This is a genomic window from Halovivax gelatinilyticus (assembly GCF_024300625.1).
GTDB lineage: Archaea > Halobacteriota > Halobacteria > Halobacteriales > Natrialbaceae > Halovivax > Halovivax gelatinilyticus.
The window spans coordinates 2,137,337-2,164,101 of record NZ_CP101322.1 but is presented as its reverse complement, the minus strand read 5'-3'; the positions used below and the strand labels follow the sequence as shown (position 1 = coordinate 2,164,101).

The 26,765-nt window shown below is 65.1% G+C and carries 24 protein-coding genes and 1 pseudogene; 18 read left to right on the top strand and 7 right to left on the bottom strand.

Going from position 1 to position 26,765, the window contains the following annotated elements:
- The first annotated feature begins 37 nt into the window (after positions 1-37).
- From NKH31_RS10140 to NKH31_RS10115, 6 genes are all read left to right on the top strand, one after another.
- The gene (locus tag NKH31_RS10140) at positions 38-559 is read left to right on the top strand and encodes a hypothetical protein (protein WP_254861678.1); all 522 of its coding nucleotides are present in this window, start codon (positions 38-40) and stop codon (positions 557-559) included.
- Positions 560-610: 51 nt separating this feature from the next.
- On the top strand, positions 611-1,468 hold the full coding sequence (locus tag NKH31_RS10135; protein WP_254861677.1) for a CARDB domain-containing protein: 858 nt from the start codon (positions 611-613) through the stop codon (positions 1,466-1,468).
- A 156-nt stretch (positions 1,469-1,624) separates the two neighbouring features.
- Positions 1,625-2,797, top strand: a complete 1,173-nt coding sequence (locus tag NKH31_RS10130; protein ID WP_254861676.1) for a signal peptidase I — start codon at positions 1,625-1,627, stop codon at positions 2,795-2,797.
- A gap of 120 nt (positions 2,798-2,917) precedes the next feature.
- Positions 2,918-4,102 carry a DUF5305 domain-containing protein gene (locus NKH31_RS10125; RefSeq protein ID WP_254861675.1) on the top strand — a complete coding sequence of 395 codons (1,185 nt, stop codon included), beginning with the start codon at positions 2,918-2,920 and terminating at the stop codon, positions 4,100-4,102.
- Between the two features lie 301 nt (positions 4,103-4,403).
- Positions 4,404-4,700, top strand: a complete 297-nt coding sequence (locus NKH31_RS10120) for a winged helix-turn-helix domain-containing protein (protein WP_425492255.1) — start codon at positions 4,404-4,406, stop codon at positions 4,698-4,700.
- A gap of 102 nt (positions 4,701-4,802) precedes the next feature.
- Positions 4,803-5,219, top strand: a complete 417-nt coding sequence (locus NKH31_RS10115) for a hypothetical protein (RefSeq protein ID WP_254861674.1) — start codon at positions 4,803-4,805, stop codon at positions 5,217-5,219.
- 258 nt (positions 5,220-5,477) lie between these two features.
- On the opposite strand, the gene NKH31_RS10110 is transcribed toward NKH31_RS10115, so the two are convergent.
- Both NKH31_RS10110 and NKH31_RS10105 read right to left on the bottom strand, forming a co-directional pair.
- Positions 5,478-7,367 carry a PINc/VapC family ATPase gene (locus NKH31_RS10110; protein ID WP_254861673.1) on the bottom strand — a complete coding sequence of 630 codons (1,890 nt, stop codon included), beginning with the start codon at positions 7,365-7,367 and terminating at the stop codon, positions 5,478-5,480.
- 98 nt (positions 7,368-7,465) lie between these two features.
- Complete coding sequence (locus NKH31_RS10105; protein ID WP_254861672.1) at positions 7,466-10,639, bottom strand: ATP-binding protein; 3,174 nt, start codon at positions 10,637-10,639, stop codon at positions 7,466-7,468.
- 164 nt (positions 10,640-10,803) lie between these two features.
- Between NKH31_RS10105 and NKH31_RS10100 the strand changes: the two genes are divergently transcribed.
- On the top strand, positions 10,804-11,901 hold the full coding sequence (locus tag NKH31_RS10100; protein WP_254861671.1) for a PAS domain-containing sensor histidine kinase: 1,098 nt from the start codon (positions 10,804-10,806) through the stop codon (positions 11,899-11,901).
- A 133-nt stretch (positions 11,902-12,034) separates the two neighbouring features.
- Here NKH31_RS10100 and NKH31_RS10095 read toward each other — a convergent pair whose 3' ends face one another.
- Positions 12,035-15,220, bottom strand: a complete 3,186-nt coding sequence (locus NKH31_RS10095) for an ATP-binding protein (RefSeq protein ID WP_254861670.1) — start codon at positions 15,218-15,220, stop codon at positions 12,035-12,037.
- 200 nt (positions 15,221-15,420) lie between these two features.
- Between NKH31_RS10095 and NKH31_RS10090 the strand changes: the two genes are divergently transcribed.
- A complete protein-coding gene (locus NKH31_RS10090; RefSeq protein ID WP_254861669.1) occupies positions 15,421-16,566 on the top strand; it encodes a M20 family metallopeptidase in 1,146 nt (381 codons plus the stop codon).
- Positions 16,567-16,597: 31 nt separating this feature from the next.
- On the opposite strand, the gene NKH31_RS10085 is transcribed toward NKH31_RS10090, so the two are convergent.
- Positions 16,598-16,978: a hypothetical protein gene (locus NKH31_RS10085; RefSeq protein ID WP_254861668.1), complete on the bottom strand. Its 381-nt coding sequence runs from the start codon at positions 16,976-16,978 to the stop codon at positions 16,598-16,600.
- A 227-nt stretch (positions 16,979-17,205) separates the two neighbouring features.
- On the opposite strand from NKH31_RS10085, the gene NKH31_RS10080 reads away from it, so the two are divergent.
- Both NKH31_RS10080 and NKH31_RS10075 read left to right on the top strand, forming a co-directional pair.
- Positions 17,206-18,726 carry a carboxypeptidase M32 gene (locus NKH31_RS10080; RefSeq protein WP_254861667.1) on the top strand — a complete coding sequence of 507 codons (1,521 nt, stop codon included), beginning with the start codon at positions 17,206-17,208 and terminating at the stop codon, positions 18,724-18,726.
- A gap of 133 nt (positions 18,727-18,859) precedes the next feature.
- The gene (locus NKH31_RS10075) at positions 18,860-19,321 is read left to right on the top strand and encodes a hypothetical protein (RefSeq protein WP_254861666.1); all 462 of its coding nucleotides are present in this window, start codon (positions 18,860-18,862) and stop codon (positions 19,319-19,321) included.
- A gap of 116 nt (positions 19,322-19,437) precedes the next feature.
- Here NKH31_RS10075 and NKH31_RS10070 read toward each other — a convergent pair whose 3' ends face one another.
- Entirely contained in the window at positions 19,438-19,821 is a 384-nt protein-coding gene (locus NKH31_RS10070; protein WP_254861665.1) for a hypothetical protein, read from the bottom strand.
- Between the two features lie 115 nt (positions 19,822-19,936).
- A complete protein-coding gene (locus tag NKH31_RS10065) occupies positions 19,937-20,545 on the bottom strand; it encodes a hypothetical protein (protein ID WP_254861664.1) in 609 nt (202 codons plus the stop codon).
- 368 nt (positions 20,546-20,913) lie between these two features.
- Here NKH31_RS10065 and NKH31_RS10060 point away from each other — a divergent pair, with 368 nt between their 5' ends.
- Positions 20,914-22,428: a carboxypeptidase M32 gene (locus NKH31_RS10060; RefSeq protein ID WP_254861663.1), complete on the top strand. Its 1,515-nt coding sequence runs from the start codon at positions 20,914-20,916 to the stop codon at positions 22,426-22,428.
- A gap of 413 nt (positions 22,429-22,841) precedes the next feature.
- The gene (locus NKH31_RS10055) at positions 22,842-23,315 is read left to right on the top strand and encodes a hypothetical protein (protein WP_254861662.1); all 474 of its coding nucleotides are present in this window, start codon (positions 22,842-22,844) and stop codon (positions 23,313-23,315) included.
- A gap of 128 nt (positions 23,316-23,443) precedes the next feature.
- Here the strand turns inward: NKH31_RS10055 and NKH31_RS10050 are convergent, their stop codons facing one another.
- Complete coding sequence (locus tag NKH31_RS10050) at positions 23,444-23,785, bottom strand: winged helix-turn-helix transcriptional regulator (RefSeq protein WP_254861661.1); 342 nt, start codon at positions 23,783-23,785, stop codon at positions 23,444-23,446.
- Between the two features lie 230 nt (positions 23,786-24,015).
- On the opposite strand from NKH31_RS10050, the gene NKH31_RS10045 reads away from it, so the two are divergent.
- The 6 genes and pseudogenes from NKH31_RS10045 to NKH31_RS17830 form a co-directional block, all read left to right on the top strand.
- Entirely contained in the window at positions 24,016-24,522 is a 507-nt protein-coding gene (locus tag NKH31_RS10045) for a hypothetical protein (RefSeq protein ID WP_254861660.1), read from the top strand.
- Positions 24,523-24,636: 114 nt separating this feature from the next.
- Positions 24,637-24,882 (top strand): hypothetical protein, encoded by a 246-nt coding sequence (locus tag NKH31_RS10040; protein ID WP_254861659.1) that lies wholly within the window; start codon positions 24,637-24,639, stop codon positions 24,880-24,882.
- A gap of 84 nt (positions 24,883-24,966) precedes the next feature.
- Positions 24,967-25,839 carry an aldo/keto reductase gene (locus NKH31_RS10035; protein WP_254861658.1) on the top strand — a complete coding sequence of 291 codons (873 nt, stop codon included), beginning with the start codon at positions 24,967-24,969 and terminating at the stop codon, positions 25,837-25,839.
- 100 nt (positions 25,840-25,939) lie between these two features.
- Complete coding sequence (locus tag NKH31_RS10030; RefSeq protein ID WP_254861657.1) at positions 25,940-26,083, top strand: hypothetical protein; 144 nt, start codon at positions 25,940-25,942, stop codon at positions 26,081-26,083.
- A 25-nt stretch (positions 26,084-26,108) separates the two neighbouring features.
- Entirely contained in the window at positions 26,109-26,561 is a 453-nt protein-coding gene (locus tag NKH31_RS10025; protein WP_254861656.1) for a hypothetical protein, read from the top strand.
- A gap of 90 nt (positions 26,562-26,651) precedes the next feature.
- Positions 26,652-26,750 (top strand): annotated as a pseudogene (locus tag NKH31_RS17830) (oxidoreductase); the annotation flags it as partial.
- Positions 26,751-26,765: the final 15 nt, after the last annotated feature.

Sequence of the window (26,765 nt, the reverse complement as noted above, 5' to 3'; positions counted from 1 at the left end):
GTAGAAACCACTCAACCGAGGGTGGGAGCAACACACCATGAGAATGAACAGACGCAACGTACTGGTCGGATTGGGCGGAATCGTAGCTGGCGGCGGCGCGCTCCTCGGGACGGGCGCGTTTAGTAGTGTGACTGCAGAACGTGATGTCGAAGTTCATGTAGCGGATGACGATGAAGCCTACCTATCTATTGAGGTTCACTCGTCCCGTGAAGATGACGAAGAATTTGTTGAAGAAAATGGCGTAGTTAGTTTCAATTTCGGAGAAGATGGTGGAGTTGGATTAAACGATGAGGCGGAAACCAACTTCCATAATCTGGTTACCATAACCAATAATGGAAATGATGATGTAGGAGTCAGTATCACCGCATATGACGAGTACGACACAGACGTTGGAGATCGGTTCCAGGCCTATGTGGGCGATGACCCGAATGACACAGCCGAACCCCTAGAAACCCTCGAACATGACAGCGAGGATAATTCCGTTGATATCGGTTTCCAATTCGACACCGAAGCGAAAGACGTAGAAGAAATTGATTATATCGAAATTGTGGCAGAATAGGAATGGAATCGTCTCAGTAAACTACTAACCACCTTCCTAGCCCCCAAATAGATGCAACTCCGTCTCCTCGTAATAGCCACGGTGCTCGCCCTTCTTCTCGTAGTCCCAACCGCGGCCATCTCCGTGTCGGATACTGATTCCCCCGGGGGCGTCGAGTTCTCCGCAACGAGCGAGTACGCCACAATCGAAGACGGCGAGCTCACCCTCGACTTCGACCGGCTCAACCAACAGGCGACGACTGAAACCCACGACGTCTTCGAGATCACGGCGACGGACGACGACGCGGACGAGATCTGGATCGATCACGATCTGCAGGGCGTCCGCTTTTACGCGCACGAGAATCCGTCCAACTCCCTCTCGCGGACGAGTCCGCTCAGGCTCGATCCGGGCGAGTCGGCGACCGTGGGCGTCTCGGTCGACACCAGTCGGGCCCAGCCCGGCAGCGAGACGTTCTCGATCGTCGTCGGGACTGAAGACGACGATGACGAGGATGAAGACGAAGCACTCCCGGACGCGGGTCCGCTCAACGTGAGTAATGCTTCTGTCGACGCGACGACCGTCACCGCCGGCGAGCCGGTTTCAGTCGCCGCCACGGTGTCGAACCCGGGCGCGGAGCCTGCGACGGGGACCCTCCCCCTCGCGATCGACGGCATCGTCGTCGCCGACCGAGAGCTGACGCTCGAACCCGGTGAGAACCGAACCGTCTCGTTCATCTGGACGCCCGACGCCACCGGCGTCTACGACGTTCACGTCGCCGACGCGCCGGCGGGGAGCGTCGCCGTCTCGGACGCGGCCGCCACCGGATTCGGCTCCGTCGAACTCGCCTCGCCGCTGACCGCCGCCGTCGCCCCGCCGGCGACGCTCGGGCTGGTCGTCGCCGCGAGCGTCGTTCGAAGGCGACGAATCTAAATTGGGAAGGCCAATTTCTTTTGAAAGTGGAAATCAGACGCTACAAGGGGTTACTGAATGCGGATAGCAGCCCTTGCCTGCCACAGGAGCTAAATCAGTATAGAACGGACTCTCGACCAACCTGAGGGGTCAGGGTCGGATGGATTGGGGAAAACCGTGCGCACGATCGAATACGTAACGCGAGGGGCCGGGATCGCACTCGCCGTCGTCGTAGCGCTGCTCTTGCTCGGCCAGCTGCTCGGTCAGCCGATCCTGCTCGGGTACGTCGCCTCGGGAAGTATGGAACCCGAGATGGACACCGGCGACGGGTTCGTCGCGATACCCGACGCGCTGTCGGGGGACATCTCCGAGGGAGACGTCATCGTCTTCGAGGCCCGGGAGGTAAACGAGGGCGAGTTGACGACCCACCGGGTCGTCGCAGTGACCGACGACGGCTACGTGACGAAAGGTGATGCCAATCCGTTCACCGATCAGGACGCGGGCGAACCGCCGGTGACCGACGGACAGGTCGTCGCGACCGCCCTCGACGTTCGCGGTAGCGTCGTAACGATCTCGCACCTCGGAACGTTCGTGATGGGCATTGGCGCGACGGTCGAGTCGATCGTCGACGGACTCGCGAGCGTGGCCGGCGTCCCCGGCGAACTCGACGGCGAGGGAGCGGGTGCGATGCTCGTCGCGATCGGCGTCGCCCTGTTCGGCTTCGGCATCCTGTTCGATCGCGCCGGACCGGCTCGCAGAGAGACGACGCGGTCGTACTCGCGCGAGAACGTGATCGCGATTTGGGTCGTGATCGGGCTCGTGCTACTCGTCCTCGTCACGCTCGCGACGGCCGCGATGGTGATTCCGTCGGGGACGACCGCCTACGACGTCGTCAGCACCGACAGTCCGACCGACGATCCGCAGGTGCTCGCGCCGGGCGAAACCGGGACGCTGACACGAACGGTCGACAACGCCGGCTACGTCCCCGTCGTCGTCCGAACCGAGGCCGCAAGCGGCGGCGTCACCGTCGAACCGTCGTCTCAGACGGTCGGGTGGCGCTCGCAAGGGGAGACGCTGGTGGCCCTCTCCGCCCCGGAATCCGAGGGCCAGTACCTTCGGACAGTGAGCGAGTACCGGTACCTCGCGGTGCTTCCACCGTCGCTGCTCGGGAGCCTGCACGACGTCCACCCGTATCTGGCCGTCGCCGCCGTCAACGGCGTCATCGTCGGCGCTTCGGTCGGGTTCGTCCTCGCGCTGTTCGGGTGGGCAGACCTCAGGGTTCGCCGACCCGGCTCACACGTTCCGAGCGTCGTTCGGATTAAACGAAAAGCCCGCAATTGGCTTCGATAAGGAGGAATATAGGCCAGTACGATTATGAGTTTGAAATACATACGGACGGATAACCGGAATTCATTCGATCGGGGGATCGAACGAGAACCCACCAGGTGTGGGTTCCCGGGGGGTGACTGAATGGTAGACAATCCGAGAATCGACCTGTTGCTCGCCAGGTACGGACGCACGCTGCTCGTCGCACTGGCGATCGTCGGCGTTCTCTCGCTGGCCGTAAGCGGCTGGGCCGTCGCATCACCGAACGAAGAGACGGTCAGCCAACAGGTCGAGCTGGAGAACGTCGAGACGACGCTCGAGACGAGCGCGGTCGTCGAATCGGACGGCCTCTGGCCAGAAGGGACCGAGCTTTCGAACGAGCCCGTCTACCTGCGAAACGCTACGTCGACGATCACGCTCGCACCGAGAACGACGATCTCGTCGGGCGACGGGGAGATACTCCACGACGTCGCGCTACGCCACGAAGCGGTTCGTGACGACGCGGTGTTCTGGGAGGATCGTGAGACGCTCGAACGAACGGAAGCGAACGTGACCGACGGGGTCGCCTCGAGCGCCGTCGACGTGGATATTGCCGACGTACTCGACCAGCAGCGCACGGTCGAACGCCACGTCGACGGCATCGGTGAGGTCAGAACGGTCGTCGAAGTCGAGACCCACTACAGGACCGGGTCGGCCTCCGGCGATTTCGCCCTCGAAACCGAGTTCGTCGCGACCGATCGGGCCGCCTGGCTCGACGATCCGACGCCGACGGTCGACGATCCCCAGACCGAGACCCAGCTCGTGACCGAAACCGACTCGCGAAGCCTGGCGTTCATCGGCTTCTTCGCGCTGTTTGGCTCCGGCGCGCTCGGGGCCGCGTGGGCGCTGAACCAGCGGGCGCCGGTCGACGAAAAAACCGCCCGCCGGGCCGTCCACGAGCGGCGCTACGCCGAGTGGATCTCGCGCGGGTCGATCCCGATGTGGGTTGGCGAACACCACATCGCCCTCGACACCCTAGAAGACGTCGTCGACGTCGCGATCGACACCAACAACCGGGTCGTCCACGACCGTCAGCGCGGGCTGTTCGCCGCCGTCACCGACGACGTGGTCTACTACTACACCGACCGGGGACTCTGGGAGGAAACGGCTTGGCCGAATATGGAACTCGACGACGGATCCGACGAGGAGTACACCCCGACGGGCGTCGGTGCGAACGCACCCCTCGATCCGCCGTTCGACGCGGACCGTTCCCACGAAACCGACCGCGCGCCGGACGAACGCCCAGCCGACATCGACCCCGACGACGAAGACGCCTGGAACCAGATCTAGACCGACCCCCGATCGGAGCAGCGTCGTACTCGATTCCACCGCCGCTCGTTCTCGCGGTTCGTTCCGAACGGCTATTCCGCCCCCGAGCAGAATTCTACGCCCTTCGACTGGTGTCAAGTCGATGTTCGATCTTCGATTCGTCCGAGGACACACGGGTCGACGACAGTGGCTCGGAGAACGGTCGGTTCGGCCCGGTCCGAAGACCGATCGTCCGTCTCTCTGTCGGCCGAGTTAGGTATTCGTACCGCGCGGACGACCGTCGGAGAGTCACTTTTATGCTTCTGGAGTGTTTCGATTCGTAATGATGGAAGAGATCGAATCGGACAACCTCTCGGATTGCCCCCCGAGCGCCAAGCTCGTTTACAAGGTGCTCGAGTACGACGGGCCACTCACGCAAAAGCAGATCGTCGAAGAGTCGATGCTCTCAGCACGCACGGTGCGATACGCGCTCGAACGGCTCGAGGAAATCGGCATGGTGAACGAAGGAATCTACTTTGCAGACGCACGACAGAGTCTCTACCGTCTCGAAGAACCGGTCGCCGCCGACGGCGGTCTCGACGAATCAGCGCCGACCGAAGACGCCTGCTGCGCCGAATAGACGCGCCGGAATGGTCCGCGGATTTTCTATCGATCGCCATCGAACCAGGAGTCCCATCGTCAAGACGGCAGTATTATTGAGTCGGCGTTCCCGGAGTGGAACATGAACGTCGAAAAGGATTCGCTCCCGCGGTGGGGCTGGTTGATGGTGGGGCTGCTGATCATGGCGTTCGTTTCGAATATACTGAATCAGCTCTTCTTTCACCCGTACGTCTTCCCCCAGGAGTACGGCGCCGTGACGGTCATCGCGGCGATGGCGCCGGTCATCATCTACGTCGGTATCTGGTACGACGAGGATCGTCAGTCCTACTGGCGACACAGCCGCGCTCACATCTTCGGCGACGTCGCGTTCGTCGTCCTCGGCGCGGTCGCCGGTGCCGGCTCCGCCCTGCTCGCCGTTCCCGGCACCGGCCTCGCCCAGGATCTCGTCGCGATGACCGCCGGCTTCGTCGTCGGCTGGGCGCTCTTTTACACTAGAAACTCCGATCTCTACCGGTCCGACGACGACCAGCGACGGTAGGTCGTCACCGGCGTCTCTCTTCGAAAATCCACGAGTGGCGACCAGCAGGCAACTCCGAACGACCGTCGGACCTGCGAAGGATGGTGAGACCCCCCGGTTTTCTATCACGGCGAGTACATCGGAAGCGTAAACGAGAACGTCGAACCGACGCCCGGCTCCGTCTCCAGGCTCATCTCGCGCGCGCACCTTTTTCCGCTCGGTCTCGCTCGCGTCGCTCGCTCCCCTCGCGCACAAATCTGCACCAAAAAAAAACCTACCTCAGGACCCGACCACCGTGATCGGCTCCGTGTGATCGATCGCGTCCTCTAACTCGTCCGCGATCGCGCTCCCTCTCGACACCTGAATCTCGCCGCCGCGACTCACCGTCGCGGTGAAGAGGTACTCGCCGCCGGCCTGGACCTCGACGGTCTCGCCGTGGTGGCCGTCGACCGGGATGACGACGTGACGCGAGGTCACCTCGGGCTGGACGAGTTCCCCCGAGGGCTGGCCGCCGGCCGCCGAACCGCCGCCGCTCGCGGCTCCGGCGCCGGAATGGCCGCCGCTACTACCGTAGTGGGGGTTCTCATCGTGAGTGCGGACGTCGATGTCGATACCCAGCCGGTTCTCGACGTCGGAGATGCGCCCGCCACCCTTGCCGATGACCGACGAGATGTCGTCGTCGTCGACGTAGACGACGGCCCGATCCTGGCTCTTTAACTGGACGTCGACGTAGCCGCGGGCGATCGATCGGATCTCCCGTTCGATCTCCTGCTTTGCGATGCGATCGACGCCCGACTCGCGCGCGCCGGGACCGTCGTCGTCTTCGGTGAGCGGAACGGTGACGACCTGGCGGTTGAACGTGTAAATCTCGTACTCGGGGACGCCGGTCTGGAAGTTCGTCACCTGGATGACCGGGCGGGCGAGGTCCTCCTCGGTGAGGCCGGCGGGCACCTTCACCGTCGTCCGGACGTCGTAGACGGTGTCGATCGCCCCGGCGTCGACGTAGACGACCGTGTCGACAACCTGTGGGATCATCCCGAGTTCGACCCGGCCGATCAACCGCTGGAGCGCGTCGATCGGGCGTGTCGCGTGGACGACGCCGATCATGCCGACGCCGGCCAGGCGCATGTCGGCGAACACCTCGAAGTCGTCGGTCTTTCTGACCTCGTCGTAGATGGTGTAGTCGGGTCGGACCATCAGGAGGGCGTCGGCCGTCTTGTCCATCCGACCGCCGAGAGCCGTATACTGCGTGATCTCGGGGCCGACCTGCAGGTCCCGTGGCTTTTCCATCGTCTTGACGGCGTTGTCGTGTTGCTCCAGGTAGCGCGCGACCGCCTGGGCGAGCGTCGACTTACCAGCGCCGGGCGATCCGGAGATGAGCACGCCGCGCTGGCGTTCGAGCAGGCGCTCTTTCAGTTCGTCGGCGTGGTCGTACTCCTCCAGGTCGGTCTGGGCGATCGGACGGACGGCCGTAACCTCGATGCCGTCGGCGAAGGGCGGGCGGGCGACGGCGATCCGGTAGTCGCGAAACTGAACGATCTTCATCCCCGGCTCGGCGAGTTCGATGAATCCGTCTTTCGACTCTTTGGCCCCGTCGACGATCTCGCGGGCGTACTCGTCCATCGTCGCCTCGTCGGTCGGCTCGTCGGCGATCTCTTCGTAGCGCATCTCGCCTAACGCGCCGCGTTTGGCCTTCGGAATCGTATCCGTCTTCAGGTGGACGCTCATCGTCTCGTCGTCGAAAAACTCCTCGATGGTGAGCGTCCCCACCGTGCGAGACTTCGGCGCGATGTACTCGACTTCGAGTCCCTTCGCCTTCGCGACCTCGGCTTGCACCACGTCGCTCGTGACGAACGTGGCCCCGCGCTCCTCGGCGAGATCGCGAATGAGCGCGTCGATCTCGCCCTCGGTGGCGCGGCCGCGCTCGCCGGCCGTCGGGCGCTCGCCGATGTACTCGAGTTCGATCGAGCCCCCCTCGGCCAGTTGCGCGAGGCGGTCGAGTTCGCCCAGGCCGTCCCAGCCGCTATCGAGGCCATCGTTGGCCTGCGCCTCGAGTTCGGCGACGACAGCCTCGGGGACCGAAATCGTCTCGCCTTCGAACTGGCCGTCTTCGACCGACGCGGAGACGCGCCCGTCGATGACCACGCTCGTATCCGGCACGACGTTCATACCCTCACTCGGTCACCGACGATAAAAAGGGTGTCCACCTGTACGACGGTACGTGGTGGGATCGACCGCCAACCAGACGATTGTCAGGAATACGCGCTTTAGTCGCCGGTCACCGACGGCTCGCGCTCGACGGTCGCGAGTAACTCCTCTAGCCGAGGGGCGTAGACGGCGATTCCGCTCTCTTCGACGAGGCGAAGCCCCTCCTCGAGTCGACCGCGGGCGGCATCGTCGTTGCCCACCTCGATCTCGAGGCGACCGAGTTCACAGAGCGCGTAAAGGCGAGCCTCGTTCGACAGCCCCCGCGCGCGTTCAACGGCCGACTCGAGTGTCTCGCGGGCCGTGTCGTACTCACCCGCGGCGAGCTGTGCGGCTCCGTTGGTCGCTTCGATCTTTACCGACATCAATGCGTCCCCGTCCGGACACCCCTCAGACGCGGCTCGAGCGAGTTCGAGCGCCTCCTCAGTTTCGCCCGCCCGACACAGCGTCCTGGCGAGGCGCATCTGTCTGAGCGGAAGAACGTGCTCGTCGTCCACATCCGCGACGAGGATTACCGCCTCTCGCTGGAGGGTAATCGCACGCTCGACTTCCCCACGTTCGCGCTCGACGCTCCCACGAACGGATTTACACGCGCCGAGTATGCGCGTATACTCGTGCTCTGTCGCGATATCGACCGCTCGCTCGATGTGATCGATCGTCCGGTCGAAGTTGCCAGCGAGAAAGTTCGCCTGTGCAATCCCCCACTCGTACAGGGCGATACGGTGGTTCGCTTCGGTCTCGCGGACAATCTCGAGGGCCCGCTCGAAGCCAACGATAGCGTCGTCGACGTGGCCGACTTCGAGTTCGATCGAATTATCGAGCCAGACAGCTATCGAGAGCGATTGTCGGTCGTCGACGCGGCGGGCGATTTCTTCGACTCCCTCGAAAAACTCGCGCGAGCGTTCCCACTCGCCTCGCCGCAGGGCGTACAATGCGAGGTTCGCCTTAGCGAGCCTGATCACCATGACTTGTTCAGTCCGCTCTGCGACGTCGAGACACGCTTCCATCGTCTCAATGGCGTCGTCGTACCGGCCAACTCGGTCGTACGCGATCGAGAGATCGTTGTAACAACCAGCAAGTTCCCCCTCGTCGCCGACCGTTTCCAGCAGTCTCGCCCCGCGCTCTAGGAGTTCGACCGAACGATCCGCCTCGCCAAGGTCCCCGTAACAACAGCCGAGGTTCTGATTGGCGCGACCGCGACCGAGGGTGAAGCCGATTTCGGCGGATCGGTCGCGAAGACGTTCGTGGTGCTCGATGGCTTCCTCGAACTGCCCACGACCGAAGTATGCACCGCCGAGCTGATCGGTGAGTCGACACACCTCCTCAGTTATCTCGTCTCCACCGACGTCGAGTCCCTGACGGGCGTACTCCTCGGCCTCGTCGTATTTGCTACGTTTGAAGGCCATCTCCGCCTGATAGCGGTAACTTCGGCGAACTCGTTCCGGATCGTCGGTTCGCTCTCTGACGTATCGAAAGTGCTTTTTAGCCTCGTCATACCTGCCGCGAGTCGAGTGGATGTCTCCGATCGATTCGAGCAGGTCGAGGACGAACTCGTCCCGATCGGCGTCTCGTGCCAGCGAGAGTGCTCGCTCGTAGTGTTCGATTGCCACGTCGTGGGCGTAGACGGCAACGGCATCGTCGGCGGCCTGCTGATGGTATTCGAGTGCGTTCTCAGCGTCACCAGCACGTTCGAAGTGCGTTGCGATCGTCGCCGGATCTGCCTCGGCCGCGGCGAGCGTCCGGGCAGCCGTCGCGTGGAGTGTCCGGCGGCGATTTTCGGCGAGGCGGTCGAGCGCCGCCGATCGGAGCACCTCGCTTCGAAATAGCAGATCACCGTCGTCGCTCCGGCGCCAGACGCCGCCGTCGACGAGCAACTCGATGCGTTCTCGAACCGCTGGTTCTGAACGAGAAACGACTTCGATGAGTACGTCCTCCGGAATTGGACTGCCGAGCACGGCACCGATGGAGAGCACCCGTTCCGTTCGGTCGTCTAACCGATCGAATCGACGTTCGATCGTCGTCTCGACGACGTCTGGTATCTGTTCGGCTTCGACCGTGTCCGGGTATCGGTCGACTCGCGGGTCGAGGGCGCCCGATTCCAGGAGGCTCGCCACCGTTTCGACGACGAACAGGGCGTTCCCACCGGTTCCATCGTACACGCCGTCGACGAACGCGTCGGGAACGCCACGGCGACCGAGTTCCGCCTCGATCAGGGCGGCCGTCTCCGTTCGATCGAAGGGATCGACCCGGAGTTCGACGAACCGGTTTTCGTCGATCGAATCGACGAACGGGTGTTCGTCACCGACACGCGATGGGCGATACGTCGCGACGAGTAACAGTGACGCGTCTTCGACCGTGGTCGCGACGTGGGTGAGTAACTCGACCGTTGCTGGATCAGCCCACTGGAGGTCCTCGACGATGAGGACGGTCGGCGTCTCTCTCGCGTGCGATTCAATCGCCGACGTCACGTCGTTGTAGAACGCCGAGAGTTGCGCCTGGTAGGATTCGGCGTCATCAGGGTCGGGAGCCACGCCATCGGACAGGAGGGGCGAATCACCTATCGCGCCGCCGATCGCCTCCACGAGCGGTCCGTAGGCCTGCCCGCCGTCGCGGAGGCTCCGACCGAATCGGACGTCTACGGAATCGTCGCAGTATCGGTCGACGAACGATTCGACCAGCGTCGTCTTTCCGACGCCGGCGTCGCCCGTCACGACGAGCGTTTGGGGAATCCCGTTCCGAGCCGAGTCTAACGCCGATTCGAGCGCGGTGATCGCAGACTGCCGACCGACGAACCGCTGGTCGACCGACTCTTCGAGCGTGAGACTTCGGTCGGGCGAACGGCGAACCAGCGCGTTCGTCACGCTCACCCCGATACGGTCCGGAAGCGCCCCCATCCGGCACTCGAAAGGGTCGTCGCCATCGTAGACGGTGACCGGTTCGTCAGCGACCGATTCGAACAGTTCGTTCGCGCGGGAACGTCCCGCTTCGCTGAGGCGGTAGAGGCTTCGTTCACCCGCTCGACCGTCGAGCGTCTCGGTCGTCTCCTCGACGAGTCCCGAGCTGGTGAGCGTCGAAAGTGCAGAGAGAAGGGAGAGGCGGTCTGCGACCGTTTGCGAGAGCGTAAGCACGTCACCCAGGGATGACGGCGTCACCGCCGTCGGCTCCGCCGGCACCGAAGCGCGTTCGCGCTCGGCAAGTGCCAGGAGGATGAACTCCTCGAGTCCGTACTCTGTCATCGGTTATGCTTCGCGTTCGACCACATAAAATGGTGTGGCCGGGTCAACATCCGCCCCGGAGCCGCGTTGTCGGTCGGTTTCGGCGCCAAATGCCGGGATAATCGAATCGTTTGTCGGTCGACCACCCCTGGTATTAATTACATCACGGTCCAATCCACGACTGAATGGACGACGCCGGCTACGAAAGCGACGAGGAACTTACAATCCTCTCGAGGGACGAACTCGCCGAGCGCGTACGCCAGCGGACGGCCGATCTCGAGAACGTGATGGACACGATGGTCGACGTCCTCGTGAAACTCGGCCCCGACGGACGCATCCGAATGGCGAACGAGGCCGTCCGGGACATGCTCGGCTACGAACCGGACGACCTCGTCGGCAAACCGATCGACTACATTCTCACCGACCCCGACCGCAACGCAGAACTCTCCGCGATGCTTCACTCGGGGGAGTTCATCGAACTCCTCATGCGAAAGGGAAGCGTGACCGACCTGGAGAGCTACCTCGAATCGACCGACGGGGAGGCGATACCGACGAGCCTCTCGGCGTCCGTGATGCGCGAGGACGGAACCGTCGAAGGGATCGTCTGCGTCGCGACCGACACGACCGAACGAACCGAAGCCCAGGCGCGCGCCGAGTTTCTCCACTCGGTTCTCAGACACGACCTCGGCAACAAGCTCACCGTCATCGACGGCTACCTCGATCTGCTGGCCGAAGGCGAGCTCACCGACGATCAGCGAACCTACCACGGCTACGCTAAAAACGGCGTCACCGAGGCGATCGACCTCATCGAGAACGTCCGAACGCTCCACCAGCTCGAAGCCGACGAGGACCTCACGCCCGTCGAACTACCGCGCGTGATCCGCGAGACCGTCAACCGCCACGCCGATCTCGCGAACAAGCACGAGTTCGACGTTACGACCGACGTAGACGACCTGCGCGTCGAAGGAGGGGCGTTGCTCAAGGAACTCTTCGCGAATTTACTCGAGAACGCGCTCGTCCACTCCGGCGGCTCGAAAATCCGGATTCACACGAGCGAGAGCGACGAGTCGGTGACCGTCTACGTCGACGACGACGGCTCGGGCGTCGACCGCGAAGACCGCGAACGCATCTTCGATCGCGGCGTCTCGATCGGCGACTCCGGCGGGACGGGACTCGGAACCCACCTCGCCGCCGAGATCGCCGACAACTACGGTGGCGACCTCACCATGGCCGACTCGCCGCTCGGCGGCGCGCGCTTCGTCGTCCGGCTGCAACGGGCCTGATCGCGAACTCACGCCGTTCGGTCTGAGACGGACTCGATTCGGTACAGCATTTCGAGCACTCGCCCACCGGTGGTTCGACTCGGACTCAGCGAATTGGATCAGGGATCGAGACACACCGAAGCCGTGCGTCTTCTCAGTCCAGCGTCGCGCCGAACGGACCGGACAGCGGGAGCAGGTCGTCGGCCGAACAGCCACCCTCCTCCAGCGCCCTGATCGCGTCTTCGAACCACTCGCGCTGGCTGTGCGTGTGCGTCCGTTCGGCGAGCGCGTAGCCGCGATCGAGCTGTTCGAGCGCCGCCGATCGGTCGCCAGAATCGAGCGCGAGCCACGCCAGGTCGCGACGCACCTGGAGTTCGACCTGGGCGTGATCCAGCTCTCTCGTCTCCTCGAGGATCGATCGAAGCGCGTCGGAGGCGCGTTCGTCGCCAACCGCGGCGAGGGCGCGAGCGCGCGTGGCTTCCAGGCCGACCTGGTCGATGCGAAAGCCGTCCGGGACGTTCGCCTCGGCTTCATCACAGCGTTCCAGGGCCGCTTCGGCCTCGCCGACGGCCACCAGCGACTCCGCGAGATCGCGCGCCGCCTTGGATATCTCCATGCTGTTTTCGCTCTCTCGGGCCCGCTCGAGCGCTTCGTGGTGGCGTTCGACGGCCCGTTCGACGTCCCCGCGCTCGCGAGAGACGATTCCCCGCATGCGCATCGCGTCCGCCTCCGCCCTGACGTAGCCGTCCGCCCGCGCCCGCTCTAAGGCCTCCGTCGCGTATCGCTCGGCCTCGTCGAGTCCTCCAGAAAGCGCCTCGACCTGCGCCAGGTTGATTCTGGCGAACGTCGTCTGGTGATCGTGACCGATTGACCGGGATAGTTCGAGGGCGGTCTCGAACTTCTCCCGGGCCACCTGAACGTCGTCGCTCATGATATCGATCACCCCCTCGTTGCTGAGGGCGATGACGCGCATGCGATCGTTGCCGACCCGGGCGGCCAGCTCGTACACCCGGTCGAAGTGCTCGCGGGCGTCAACCCAGTCACCCCGGCCGATCGCGTGCACGCCGAGGTTGTTGAACGAGTTGATCGCCGTGGCGACGTCGCCGGCCTCCTCGGCGAGGTCTCCACAGCGCTCCATCGCCGCCACGCCCTCCTCGAACCGACCGGCCGTGATGTAGGAGATTCCGAGATCGTTCAGAGTACTCGCCAGGGCGACCGGGTCGTCGAGCGGTTCGAGCAGGTCGCGAGCCGCCTCGAGGGACTCGACGGCCCGCTCGGCTCGACCCAGCTGGCGGTGACTGCGCCCGATCTGAAACGACGCCGTCCCCATCATCCGGGCGTCGTCGAGGGCCTTCGCGAGGGCGTACTGGTATCTGGCGGTCGCGATCGCCTCGCGAAAGTCACCGGCCTGAAACTGCACGCTCGCGAGGGTATCCAGCAGCCCGACGTACGCCGACGAGCGCGGCCCCTCGAGCGCGAGTCCGCGCTCGACGAGTTCGATCGCCCGCTCCAATTCGCCGACCTGGAGGCACATACTCGATTGGGAGGCGTAGGTCCGCCTGATTCGGTCGGGATCGTCGGTGTGGCTCCGGACGTACTGCAGGTGCGTGTGAGCCGATTCGAACTCGCCGGTGAGCTGGTATACGTTCGCGAGCGATTCGAGCGCCTCGATTACCTCGGCGTCGCGCTCGAGGTCGCGAGCGAGCGCCAGCGCCAGCTGATACGCGTCGATCGCCTCTTCGTGGGCGTAGACGTCGTACGCGGCCTCGCCCGCCTCCACTGCGTGTTCGAGCGCCCGATCGGCCTCCCCGGCGCGGTCGTACCGCCGCGCGAGTTCGGCGTGCGGTGGGTCCGACCGTTCAGCCAGGTGATCGGCCACCCGCCGTTCGAGTACGGCGCGTCGCGCGGGGTCGAGCGTCTCGAGCACCGTCGATCGCAAAATGTGACTCGCGAATCGATACGTCTCGTCGTCGAGGCGTTCCCAGACCCGGCCGTCGACCAGCAGCTGGGCGTGGTCGCGAAGGCGGTCCGACGATCCCTCCGAGACCGCACGCAGCGTCGACAGCGAGATCGTCGTTCCGGCTACCGCCGCAGCCTCCAGGACGTGGTGCGTCGGCTCGTCGAGCCGGTCGAGACGGTCACGGATCGTCGATTCGACGACCGACGGGAGCGGTACGTCGGCAAGCGACTCGGGATACGTCCCGCGGTGTGGATCGATGATACCGCGATCGAGCAGGTCGTCGACCGTCTCCTCGACGAATAGGCCCACGCCGCCGGTGTGTTCGTAGATCGCGTCCAGACAGGCTTCGGGCACGCCCCGTCGTCCCACCCGTCGCTCGATTAGCTCGCCGACCTCCGCGCGGTCGAACGGCCCGAGGTGACAGACCGTCAGCTCACAGCGCGCCGCGTCGATGAGGGTTTCGTCGGCGGAGTCGTCGTCACGCATCGTGATGACGACGGCGATCGGGACGGACTCGAGTCCCTCCAGAATCGAAGTGAGCAGCGCCAGCGAGGCGGCGTCGGCCCACTGCAGGTCCTCGATGCCGAGAACGATCGGTCGGTCGGTCGTTCGCTCGGCGAGTTCGTCCAGCACCGCACCGTAGCGCATCGCCACGGCCGCTCCGAGCGACTGGTTCGTAGCCACCGAAGCCGACGGCGGCGTCGGGGCCCCTTCGAGGTGCTCGATCGCCCACGGCACGGCGTCGGTGAGCGCGTGGTACGGATCGGATCGCTCGGGGTCGGCCTGCCCCACCAGCGTCTCGAACCCGCGGTCGGCGGCCAGCGAGACGCACTCGCGAAACAGCGTCGTCTTGCCGATCCCCGCCTCGCCTTCGACGACGAGCAGGGCCGCCTCGCCCCCGCCGACCGCGTCGAACGCTCGCTCGATCGCCTCGCGTTCGGCTTCCCGACCGACGAACGCGGAGTCGAGCGTCGCCTCGACGGTCACTTCCCCACTGGGCGAGAGCCGCGCCATCGCCGTCACCAGGTCGAGCCCGAACCGGTCGGCGACCTCGGTGAGCGGTCCTTCGACGCGATCGTCGTTCACGCCTGCGGTCACCGTGGCCGATTCGTAGCGTTCGGCCACCGTTCGCGCCCGATCGCGACCCGTGGCCGTGAGGGCGTACGCCTCCTGATCGTCTCCCTCCGCCGTCTGGGTCTCGACCAGCCCATCCGCCGCCATCGAAGCCAGCGTCGAGAGCAACGAGACGCGAGCGGCCATCGTCTCCGCCAGGTCGATTCTGTTCGCGATCGTCGTCGCCCGCAACGCGGGCGTCCACTCCTCCGTGCCGGCACGGTCGAGTGCCACGAGGACGAGATCGTCCACGCCGGGAACCTCCATTGTGGAGATTCTCGCACGACGCGGTATAAACGCTGTTGGCCAGCCGGGAGTCGATCGAATCCGGCGCGTAGTACCGATACCTCCGACCGTCGGTTTGTCGAGACGACGCTCGCGTCGACGGGCGCTCGAACGGGCCGGACAGCGGTAGCAGATCGTCGGCCGACCCACAGAAAGACGGCGACGCGCTTCGATGAGAGCGTATGGAACTCGCCTCGCTCACCCGCGAGCTGGTCTCGATCCCCAGCCACGTCGACGAAACGGCCGCCGGCGACGCGATCGAGGATTGGCTCGACGCGGAGACGGACGCGTCGGTCGAACGCGACCCGGCCGGGAACGTACTCGCGCGCCGGGGATCGCCGGGTGGACCGTCGCTCGCGATGGTCGGCCACCACGACGTGGTTCCGCCGGACGACTCGCAGGTCGTCGGCGACACCTACGACGTCTTCGAGCGCGACGGCCGCCTCCACGGCCGGGGAACCGCGGACATGAAGGGCGCGCTCGCGGCGATGTTGCTCGCGTTTCGAGACGCCGATCTCTCCCCGGGCGGGAGCCGCGAGCGCCCGGCCGAACTCGTCTTCGCGAGCTTCGTCGGCGAAGAGGTCGGCGGCGAAGGGGCCAGGCACGCGATCGATCGCGGCTTCGCGCCGGACGTCGCCGTCGTCGGCGAGGGGTCGACGAACTACTCGCAACCGGGAGTGACCGACGTGGTCGTCGCCCACAAGGGTCGTCGGGCGAGTACGATCACCGCCACCGGCGTCGCGTCCCACGCCAGCGAGCCCGAATCGGGTGAGAACGCGATCTACCGCGCCTCGGAGGCCGTGGACGTGGTACAGAAGATGCCGGTTTCGCGAGTCGCGGTCGCCGAAGAGGAGCTGTGCGGGAGCGTCGTCGTCACCGAAATCGAGGGCGGGTCGGCCTGGAACGTCGTCCCCGAGCGCTGTTCGTTCACCGTCGACGAGCGGACGGTCCCGGGCGAACGGGCGCCGCTCGAACGGCTCGAATCGATCGACGGCGTCGAGTGGACGGTCGAGCAGGATCTGCCGCCGATGGCCTGCTCGGACGACGGGTTCGCCGAGACGGCGCTCGAGGCGGTGCGGGCGGTCCACGAGCGTCGGGGAGCGCCCCACCCGGCGCACACGACGAAACCGCACGCGACCGACGCGGGCTGGCTCGCCGATCGCGCCGGGACGGCCTGCGTGATCGTCGGGCCGGCCGAACCCGGCGAGGCGCACACGGCCGAAGAGAGCGTCTCGGTCGCGGTGCTCGAACGCTGTCGCGAGTGCTACGACGAGATCGCCGCGCGGTGGGTTCAATCGGTCGGCGAGGGATCGTCGACGGACGAGTGACGACGGGCAGGTGGCGGGTTCGATCGACGGCTCACGAGTCGGCGCGAACGTCGGGCGTCGGCGAGGAGTGTGCCAGGCGGGTCCAGGCGAGCGCTTTCGCGACGACGAGACCGACGACGACGGCCACGGCGAGCAGGCCGGGATAGGCGACGACGAGCGCGACCCAGCCGAGATCGATCGAGCGGATGAGGATAAACTGTCCCGTCCGGAGCCCCATCCCGAACGCGTATGCGAAGTACAGCACCGACAGCGAGACGCCGCTTCCGACGAGACTCCACGTCGACTTCTCGAACTCGCTCAGCTCGACGTCGAAATCGCCAGCGTAGATGGCCGTCTGCAGGCTGACGAACCCCGGCACGAGACAGAGCACCGTGTAGATGAGGTTCACCGCGAGGTCGGGAAACTCGGCCATCTCAGCGGCCGACGGCCGGAACGGCGCGTCGGTCGGCGGTGACCCGGGTTCTCACTGTAGGCTCCGAAGGGACGTCGAGTAGGGTCGTTCGAACCATGCGCGACACCACACCGCGACACATGTTAGCAATTGTCGTTGGATAGGCCGGCAACGCTGGCCCCACGGAAGCGATCCGAATCTGATCGATACCACGACGTTCATAGGCGTCCCCGTCGCAGGTCGACGTGATGGCAACCAAACAGGAGGAGGCGTCCGACGACGCCTACGAGGAACTCGTCTCGCGCGTCGAACGCATCTCGAACGTCACGGCCGCTGGCGGCGTCCTTCGGTGGGACCAGGAGGTCGTCATGCCCGAGGAAGGAACGCCCGCCCGGGCCGCCCAGCTCTCGACGCTGTCGACCATCGCCCACGAGGAGCTGACCGACGAGCGAACGGGCGAGCTGTTAGACGAGCTAGACGGACGGGACCTCGACGAAGCGGAAGCTGCCGTCGTCCGAGAGATCCGCCGGAAGTACGACCGGGCGACGAGCGTGCCGGGCGAACTCGTCTCCGAGATCTCCGAGGCGACCGCCAACGCCCATCCGGTCTGGAAGGAGGCGAAGGCCGACGACGACTTCGAGGCGTTCGCGCCCACCCTGGAGAACCTGCTCGAGCTCAAGCGTGAGTACGCCGCACACATCGATCCCGACGCCGACCCGTACGCGGTACTCTTCGCCGAATACGAACCCTACCTCGACCTCGAGACGGCCGAACGCGTCCTCGATCGCCTGCGCGACGAACTCGTCCCGCTGATCGAGGCGATCGGCGAGAGCGACGTCGAGCTGGGCGGCGCGTTCGACGGCGAGTTCGACGCCGACGCCCAGGAGGCGCTCTCGCGGGACGTCCTCGACGCGCTGGGCTACGATTGGTCGCGCGGCCGGCTCGACACCGCCCCGCACCCCTTCTCGACGGGAACGCAGTTCGACGCACGCGTGACGACCCGATTCGACGAGGAAGACCTGCTCGGGTCGATTACTTCGACGATTCACGAGTTCGGCCACGCCAACTACACCCTCGGGCTGCCCGACGACGGATACGGTACGCCACTCGGCGAGTCGCGGGACCTGACGGTCCACGAATCGCAGTCGCGACTCTGGGAGAACCACGTCGGCCGCTCCGAACCGTTCTGGGACTTCTTCCTCCCGACGGCCGCCGAGCGCTTCCCCCCGCTCGCCGACGTCTCCACGCGCGAGGCCTACGAGGCCGCAAACCAGGTCTACGACGACAACCTCATCCGCACCGAGGCGGACGAACTCACCTACCACCTCCACATCATCGTCCGGTTCGAGATCGAACGCCAGCTGATTTCGGGCGATCTCGACGTCGAAGACGTCCCGCAGGTGTGGAACGACACCTACGAGGAGTACCTGGGCGTCCGCCCGGAAACCGACGCCGAAGGGGTGCTCCAGGACATCCACTGGAGCCACGGCTCGTTCGGCTACTTCCCCACCTACTCGCTCGGATCCGTCCTCGCCGCCCAGCTGTACGCCGCGGCGGAAGACGAACTCGGTGCGCTCGACGAGCGGACGCGAAACGGCGAGTTCGACGACCTGAACGGCTGGCTCCGCGAGAGCGTCCACCGCCACGGCGCGATGTACACGACGCCGGCGCTCGTCGAGAAAGCGACGGGCGACCCTTACAGCGCCGACGCCTTCATCGACTACGTCACCGAGAAGTACGGCGAACTGTACGAACTGGACGGCTACTGAAACGGGCCAAACGACGACCACGAGCGGGCTCGGAACGGCCAAGACGCGTTGAACGGTTTTCGAACGTTCGCCCGGGTCGTTGTGGTCGTGACCGATCGCCGGGCCTTATGTGAGATCGGCCGAACGGTCGGATATGTTCGACCTCCTTCGCGGGCTGATTCGAGCCGCGGTCGCGTGGATCGGCGGGCTGCTGGCGACGATCGTCGTCCTCGCGAGCGGGCTCGCGTCGTCGCCTGAGAGCGGTCTCGTGACGTTTCTCGAAGCCCACGCTGTCGTGCTCGGGAGTGAGTCCGATCCGATCTGGCTGGCCGCGATCCCGGCCGTCGCCATCGGGCTGGTCGGGTTCCGGACCGGCTCCCGGCTCGACACCGGCCCGCTCGGACGGCTCCGGGCGTCGATCGCGTCGGTGCTGGGTCACGAGGAACGTCACCGGCGGGCCGCCCTCCAACGTGCGCTGTACCTGGCGGTCGGATACGCGGGCCTCGTCGCACTCTCGACCGCGCTCGTGGGCGGTGCGGTCGGCGAGACCGCGCTCGCGGCGCTGGTGATCGCGTCGATCTGCGGGACCGTCGGGACGCTCGTCGGCGTTCGGTGACCGGAGTCGACCCGTAGGCCGCTACCGCGCCGAGAGGGAGAGAGAGAGAGAGAGAGAGAGAGAGAGAGAGAGAGAGAGAGAGAGAGACGACTCAGCCGACCGACTCGATCTAGGAGTTAGACCAGCCCCTCGCCGACGATGAGGACGGCCAGGTTGTTCGCGAAGACGAAGAAGCCGGCCGCGACGAGCAGGCCGAGGAAGATCTCGACCGAGAGCGCCGTCGGGCCGCGGTAGGCCGGCGGCAGGTCCCTGACGATCGTAAAGAGCGCGTGGAAGAACGCCGCGGCGAGAACCAGCGCGAAGACGTGAACGGTGACGATCACGTACAGCGACTCGCCGAGCAGCCAGGCCATAATCGGGTTGAGTTCGTGTTCTAATCCGACGGCTTCCGTGGCGTACAGCGACGTCAGCAGGTCGAGCGTGACGAACAGGAAGAGGGCGACGGCCGCCCAGTCCCAGTACTCGTCGTATCGCGGCTGCGCGTCGATCCAGTCGGTCATCGTGGGGGTCCAGCCCGGCGGGCACCGGAGCTACCCCTCACTTTCGGCAGTTCGTGAATGAAGGTTGCGGCCGGATCGCGCTGGAGCAGTACCGATACGACGGACGGAGGTCCGATCAGGAGAGCGTAGCGAGTTGCTGGCGACGGACGAGGCCGAAGAGGCCGACGGCGGTGGCGATCGCGGCGAGCGAGATCGCCCCGAGGACGAGGCCGACCTCGACGGCGAGCGCGCCCGCGTCCGCCGAGAGCAACCCCGTGAGCCCCGCCAGGACGACCGTAATCGCGGCCATCACCAGCGGGACCGAGGCGACGGCGGCGGGTCCGGCCAGTCCCGGCACCTCCGGCTCGGGCTCGGGCCGTCTGACGAATCTGACCGACTCGCTCCGGTGACGACGGGTGAACGTCCGCCACTCGGACGGCGCGTCCCGGTGGGCGCTGATCGAGTAGCAGATGACGGCGTCGTACCGGTCTGCCAGGACGTGAAAGGTCGTCCGGAACCGACGACCAAGCTCCTCGACGAACGTGACGGCGATCGCGTCGTCGACGACCAGGTGCGCCTCGTCGCCGCGCTCCGGCCGCGTGACGTCGGCCGCCGGCACTCGCTCGTCGATGTGCGTCGCCAGCGCCGCCGCCGACGTCGGCGAGATGCGATACTCCCAGGACTCGATTGCGGCTTCGAGTCGATCGAGATCGACGGACCCCCCAGTCCGCGCCCTCCCCCTCATAGGTGAATCGTCGCGAAACCGGCCTAAAAGGCTTTATACGGTTCACGACGGTTCGGCGGTCGGACGCGGCGGTCAACGTCGCCGATACCGGGCGGGCGAGCGGTCGGCTGCGACCGTCGATTCGACGGCGAAATCGATAGCGGGCAGATCGATCGACGGCGTTCAAGCCGAGCTTTCTCCGGCCCGATCGGGACCGGTCGGGATGTCGATCGACCGCAGGCGCGGCTTGCCGGTCTTCGATATTGCTATCGAGTAGTCGATGAAGGCGGTCGCTCCGCTCGTCGAAACGAACCTGGGGCGCCGCGAGGATTGCGGCCGTCACGACCGTCACCCGAACATTGACATAGACACACATACCGGTTCGATACATGGCTACCGCTGACGAACGCGAGTCCACCGATTCGGACGGCGCGTACGACGAGTTGACCGACCGGTACGCACAGTACGCCTACCTCTCACACGCCGGAATGGTCGTCGGCTGGGACCAACAGGTGATGATGCCTGACGACGGCGCGCCCGCCCGCGCCAAGCAGCTGGGCGCGCTCTCGACCGTCACGCACGACCTCCTCACAGACGAGCGGATCGGCGAACTGCTAGGGGCCGTCTCGGAGGCGGACCTCGACGACGAGCAGGCGGCCGAGGTGCGCGAGATCCGCCGAGAGTACGAGCGATCGGCGAGCGTCCCGAGCGACCTCGTCACCCGGCTATCCGAGCACCGCTCTGAGAATCAGCGCATCTGGCAGGAGGCCAAAGCCGACGACGACTACGAGTCGTTCGCCCCTCGCCTGGACGGGCTGATCGACCTGGAGCGAGAGCGCTCGGCCGCGATCGACCCCGACCGAGACCCCTACGAGGTCCAGTACGAGGACCGCCAGCCCTACCTGCCCTTAGAACAGGTCGAGGAGATCTTCGAGGAGCTGCGCGACCACCTCGTCCCGCTGATCGAGCGCATCGAAACCGAGGGTCGGGACCTCCCCGATCCGATCGACGGCACCTACGACGCAGAGAGCCAGGAGGCGCTCTGTCGAGAGGCGCTCGACGTAGTCGGCTACGACTGGGATCGCGGCCGGCTGGATACGGCGCCACACCCGTTCATGTCGGGGACGCAGTTCGACGCGCGCGTCACGACGCGCTACGACGAGTCCAGCCCGCTCGCCGGCCTGATGGCCGTTATTCACGAGTACGGCCACGCCTCATACCAGCAAGGGCTCCGCCAGGACGCCTACGGCTCGCCGCTCGGCCAGTCGCGATCCTCGGGCGTCCACGAATCGCAGTCGCGCTTCTGGGAGAACCACGTCGGGCGGACGAAGCCGTTCTGGGAACTGTTCTTGCCCACCGTCAAAGAGCACTTCCCGTCGCTCGAAGGGCTCACCGTCGACGAAGCCTACGCCGCGGTCAATCAGATCTATCCGAACAACCTCATCCGCGTCGAAGCCGACGAGCTCACCTACCACCTCCACATCATCCTCCGGTGTGAGCTGGATAGCGCGCTCGTCCGCGGCGACCTCGACGTCGCCGACCTCCCCGAGGCGTGGAACCGAAAGATGGACGAGTACCTCGGCATCGTGCCCGAGACGGACACGCGCGGCTGTCTCCAGGACATCCACTGGTCGTCCGGCCTGGCCACCTTCCACGGCTACACCGTCGGCAGCGTGCTGGCCGCCCAGCTCGACGCCGCCATGCGCGAGGACCTCGACGTCGACGGCCTGGTCCGCGAGGGCGAGTTCGACCCCATCCGCGAGTGGCAGGAAGAACACGTCCACCGCCACGGCCAGCGCTACCCGACCGACGAGCTGATCGAGGTCGCGACGGGCGAACCGCTCACGGCCGAGTACTTCCTAGACTACGTCGACGAGAAATTCACCGAGCTCTACGACCTGTAGAACGGACCACCGGGTCCACCTCGGTAGATTGCGCAGGTCGTCGTCGATAGATCCAGCGGCGAACGTACTCGATACTGTATCAAGCGGTCGGTTTATTCACGGTGTCCGTGATCGTGGCGTTGCAACGGTTCGAACGTCAGTCGGCGATCCGTAATGCAGGAGATCGGTGCGGCCGGAGCGATCTCCGAACGGAAAGCCCGTGCGCGCCGTCCAGGGGACGAGACCCGGCACGGCGACCAGCAGCGTGATGATCAGGATAGTGACGATTTGGTCGCCTCGGCTGGCCTCGAAACGCACGTCCGACGGCAACGGCGACGAACAGGCCACCGAGAAGCCCGACGCCTTCCGTCTCGCCGAACGTGACGGTTTTTCAACCGAAGCGACTATCCGTTCGACCGACAATTTCGATCGTGATGACGGCTCTCGGTCGGGTCCGGCCGCACGTTCTCGGGGAGCGTCGGGACGTCGGACGGTTCCTTCTCGGCGTTATCGGTCTGCTGGCGCTGCTCTCCGGTGGGTTCGCCCTCGGCGTGCTGGACGTCGGCTACACGCCGGGTTGGATCGGCCTTGCGATCGGAATTGCCATCGCGGGACGGGTGGTGAAAGCGGGTCTCGCCCCGACGATCGGTGCGGTGTGGCTGGTCGCCCTCTTGTTGCACGCCTTTCCACCGCTCGTCGGACATCTCACCGGCGACTGGGAGATGGCCTCCCGGTACACCTACCCTCGGCGGTTGGGCTACGGCTACACTGACGCCTATCACGAGTTGATCGGCGGGATCGAACGCGGCGCCACCGCCGGTCTCCCGTTCGCCATCGTCGTTGGCGCGGGTGGATACGGTATCGCGACGGTCGTCGCTCGGTATTCGAGGCGATCGACGACCCGGTGACACTCCCCCGTCCCGATTGTGCGCCATCGAATCTGGTGCGACACCGACGGTATCGACGCTATCCCGTCCGTCCGACGGCGAGCGCCCGATCGCCCGGTTGACGAATCGGTCGCAGAAATCCGCTCGACCTAGAGGTGCTCGTCGGCCCAGGCTTCGAGTTCGTTAAAGACGGGACACAGCGACGCTCCGCTCTCGGTGAGCGAGTAGTAGGTGGCGAGCGGTTTGTCCTCGACGCGCCGCGTGACGAGCCCCGACTCCTCGAGGTCGTCCAGGACGCGCGAGAGCGTTCGGGAGCTGGCCCCCGTCGATCGCTTGAGTTCGTTAAAGCGCTTTTCGTCCGCATCGACGAGGTCGTGGAGGACGATCAGGCGCCACTCGGAGCCTATCTCGGTTACGGCTTCGACGACCGAACACGAGATCGAGTGCTCGTCCTCGCGCGATTTCTCCGCCTGTGAGTCGAACGATGACATCGGTGGTATCTACTACCACCATGTTGTCAATCACACATATAGGTTCGGGTTCGAAGTAGGTAACGTAATGAAACCAGTCAGGGAGCGGATTCGGAGACGAGACAGGCAGTGACTGATCGAACCGCGGCCGCATCGGCGGTGACACCCGCGCCGGCGGTCGGTTCACCCTCGGCCGCCACCGGCACCTGCCGGGCCCGGACACTTTTGGCCGGGTACGTTTGGCTCAGGCCATGCGACTCTCAGTACCCGGCGTCCCCGGCGTCTACTACGATAGCGACGCAAAATCGACGGCAGTGACGACCGCGCTCACCGCGGTCGGCCGCAAGACCCCGAAGCCGAAGGGGTGGGCCATCCAGGCCCTGCCGCTTCTCTGGTCGATCGACGTCGACCTGCAGGAGGTTCCCAACGACCACCCGTTCCAGTACCTCCACCCGGAAGGCGCCCACAGCGTCGAGGCGCTCTACCACGACCGCGTCACCGGCGAGGGACTCGGCAACGAGTTCGAACGCGCCCTCCAGTTCGTCTACGCGATCGAGCGCGAGACCGAACGGGGCGTCGACGAGCTGCTGGGGATGACCCACGACGACGAGGACGGGACGGTGATCGAGATCAGCGACGAGTCGGACGAGCCGTCGCTCCCGGCGAACGCGGCGACTGGTGAGGGCCGCGACGCTCCAACGCACGACACGGACGAACACGACGCCACGAGCCACGACGAGTTCGGCGGGTCGATCTGAGACGGCGATCTGCCCAGGGGTCTTTCGGGTAGGTCGTACGTACGTCGTCGTCCCTGCACTTTCCGGGCCGAGTAGGATTCGAACGGACGGCGTACCACCGGCGGAGACACCCCCATGGCTGACGCACTCGATGCGTTCCGACGCGGGATCGCCGCCGTCGGCGCCATCATCCTGATCTTCGGGCTGGCCGCCGCGATCGTCGCCGGCGGCTGGCTCACCTGGCTCGGCACCGGCTGGCTGTACGACTACCTCCCACCGGCCGAAGCGAGCGCGGCGTCTCTGCTGCTGGTCGGGCTGTACGTCGTAATCGTCGGGCTAATCATCTACTCGCTGGGAGATCTGCGAGCCGGCGACGAGTAAGAGTCACACGAACCGAGCGCACACGTGTCAGCAACCGCCCTGCGGAACCACACGCCTTTGGCAACGGAGACACTACGGTTGATCGTGAATTCTTCGCACACAAACCAGAGTGACACGTTCGACATCGGCGGCGAGTTGACGGTCTCGCGACTCGGATTCGGCGCGATGCGACTGTGCGGCGAGGGCATCATCGGGCCGCCGGCGGACGAAGACGCCGCGAAAGACGTCGTCCGTCGAGCCGTCGACCTCGGCGTCGACTTCATCGACACCGCCGATTCCTACGGCCCCGGCGTCAGCGAGCGCCTGCTCGGGGAGGTGCTCACCGGCGACGAGTCGATCGACGGTGAGGACGTGGTGGTCGCCTCGAAGGCGGGCGTCGTCAGAAACCGCGACGGCGAGTGGCTCTCCTGCGGCGATCCGGACTTCCTCGAGAACCAGGTGCGCTGTAGCCTCGATCGACTCCGGACCGAACGGATCGATCTCTACCAGCTTCACGGCCCCGATCCCGACGCCGATTTCGAGGAGACGATATCCGCCTTCGCCGAGATGAAAGACGAAGGCCAGGTCGCCCACGTCGGCCTCTCGAACGTCACCGTCGAGCAGCTCGAGACCGCGATGGAGATCGTCGATGTCGCGACGGTCCAGAACCAGTACAACGTCGGCGATCGTCGAGAAGAAGACGTTCTTCAGGCCTGCGAGGACCACGGCATCGGCTTTATCCCGTACGGCCCGCTGTACACCGTCGAGGACGAGGGGGTCGCCGGCGTGCTGGAGGACGTTGCCGAGCGACACGACGCCACGTCCCGACAGGTCGCGCTCGCCTGGCTGCTCGAACACTCGGACGTGACCATCCCGATTCCGGGGACCTCGAGCGTCGACCATCTGGAATCGAACGTTCTGGCGTCGGAGCTAGCGTTGACCGACGAGGATGTGGCCGAGTTGGACGCCGTAGCGTAGGCAAGCACAGTGACGACGAGACGCAGCGAGTCGGACTCCAGTTACATTTCTCGCACTGGTGAGGAGTAGATTTATACACATCACCCACCTTTGAACAGGTATGTCGAGCGAGCCCGCTCGAAAATCGGATCAGAGCGAGGACGACGAGCCGGAGGTTCCCGAAGCAGTTCTCGAAGCGATCGACAACCTTGCCGAAGGAGAAACGGCGAGCAAGGAAGAAATAGCTGACGTTCTGAAGTTTTAAGTTTTAGTCAGCCATCGGCTGTATTGTGTCGTACGTTCCGTTGGGCGGGCCAGAAGAGACCCATATCATATTTGAGAGGGAATTTCCGGCCCATCTCGACGCTCTCGACGTCACTGAACAGCGGAACCCGTTGTCTAAGTTACACACTTTGGCTTCCAGCGACGCCCCTCCAGACCAGTACGTCTACGAGCAAATCGGGACACTCGACATCGTCCGATTCAGTGACGCCGGCCGACTGTACACGAAGGTGCTAACACACGTTCCTGACGGGAACTCGTCGTATCACATCGTGTACGTACTCTACGTCGATCGAACCCACCAGTACGACCAGGGGAAACTGGGGAAGTTCAGCCAACAGGCACGCCAAAAACTGGATACGATAACCGATCTGTCGAGCGTGAGGAGGGTCGAATCGTATCTGGACGAACACGATTCGCTCACTGCCGACGACCTGGACGAACTGCTCGACGATGGGTAGAAGCACCCAACCATACTGAAACGACCAGATTGCATCAGTTGCGACAGAAGGTAGTCTGACGATCCCTGGAACGTACGTCGAGAAAAATACGGACGATCGAGCGTCGACCATCTGGAATCGAACGTTCTGGCGTCGGAGCTAGCGTTGACCGACGAGGATGTGGCCGAGTTGGGCGAGATCGACGGCTGATTTCCTATAAGTGCC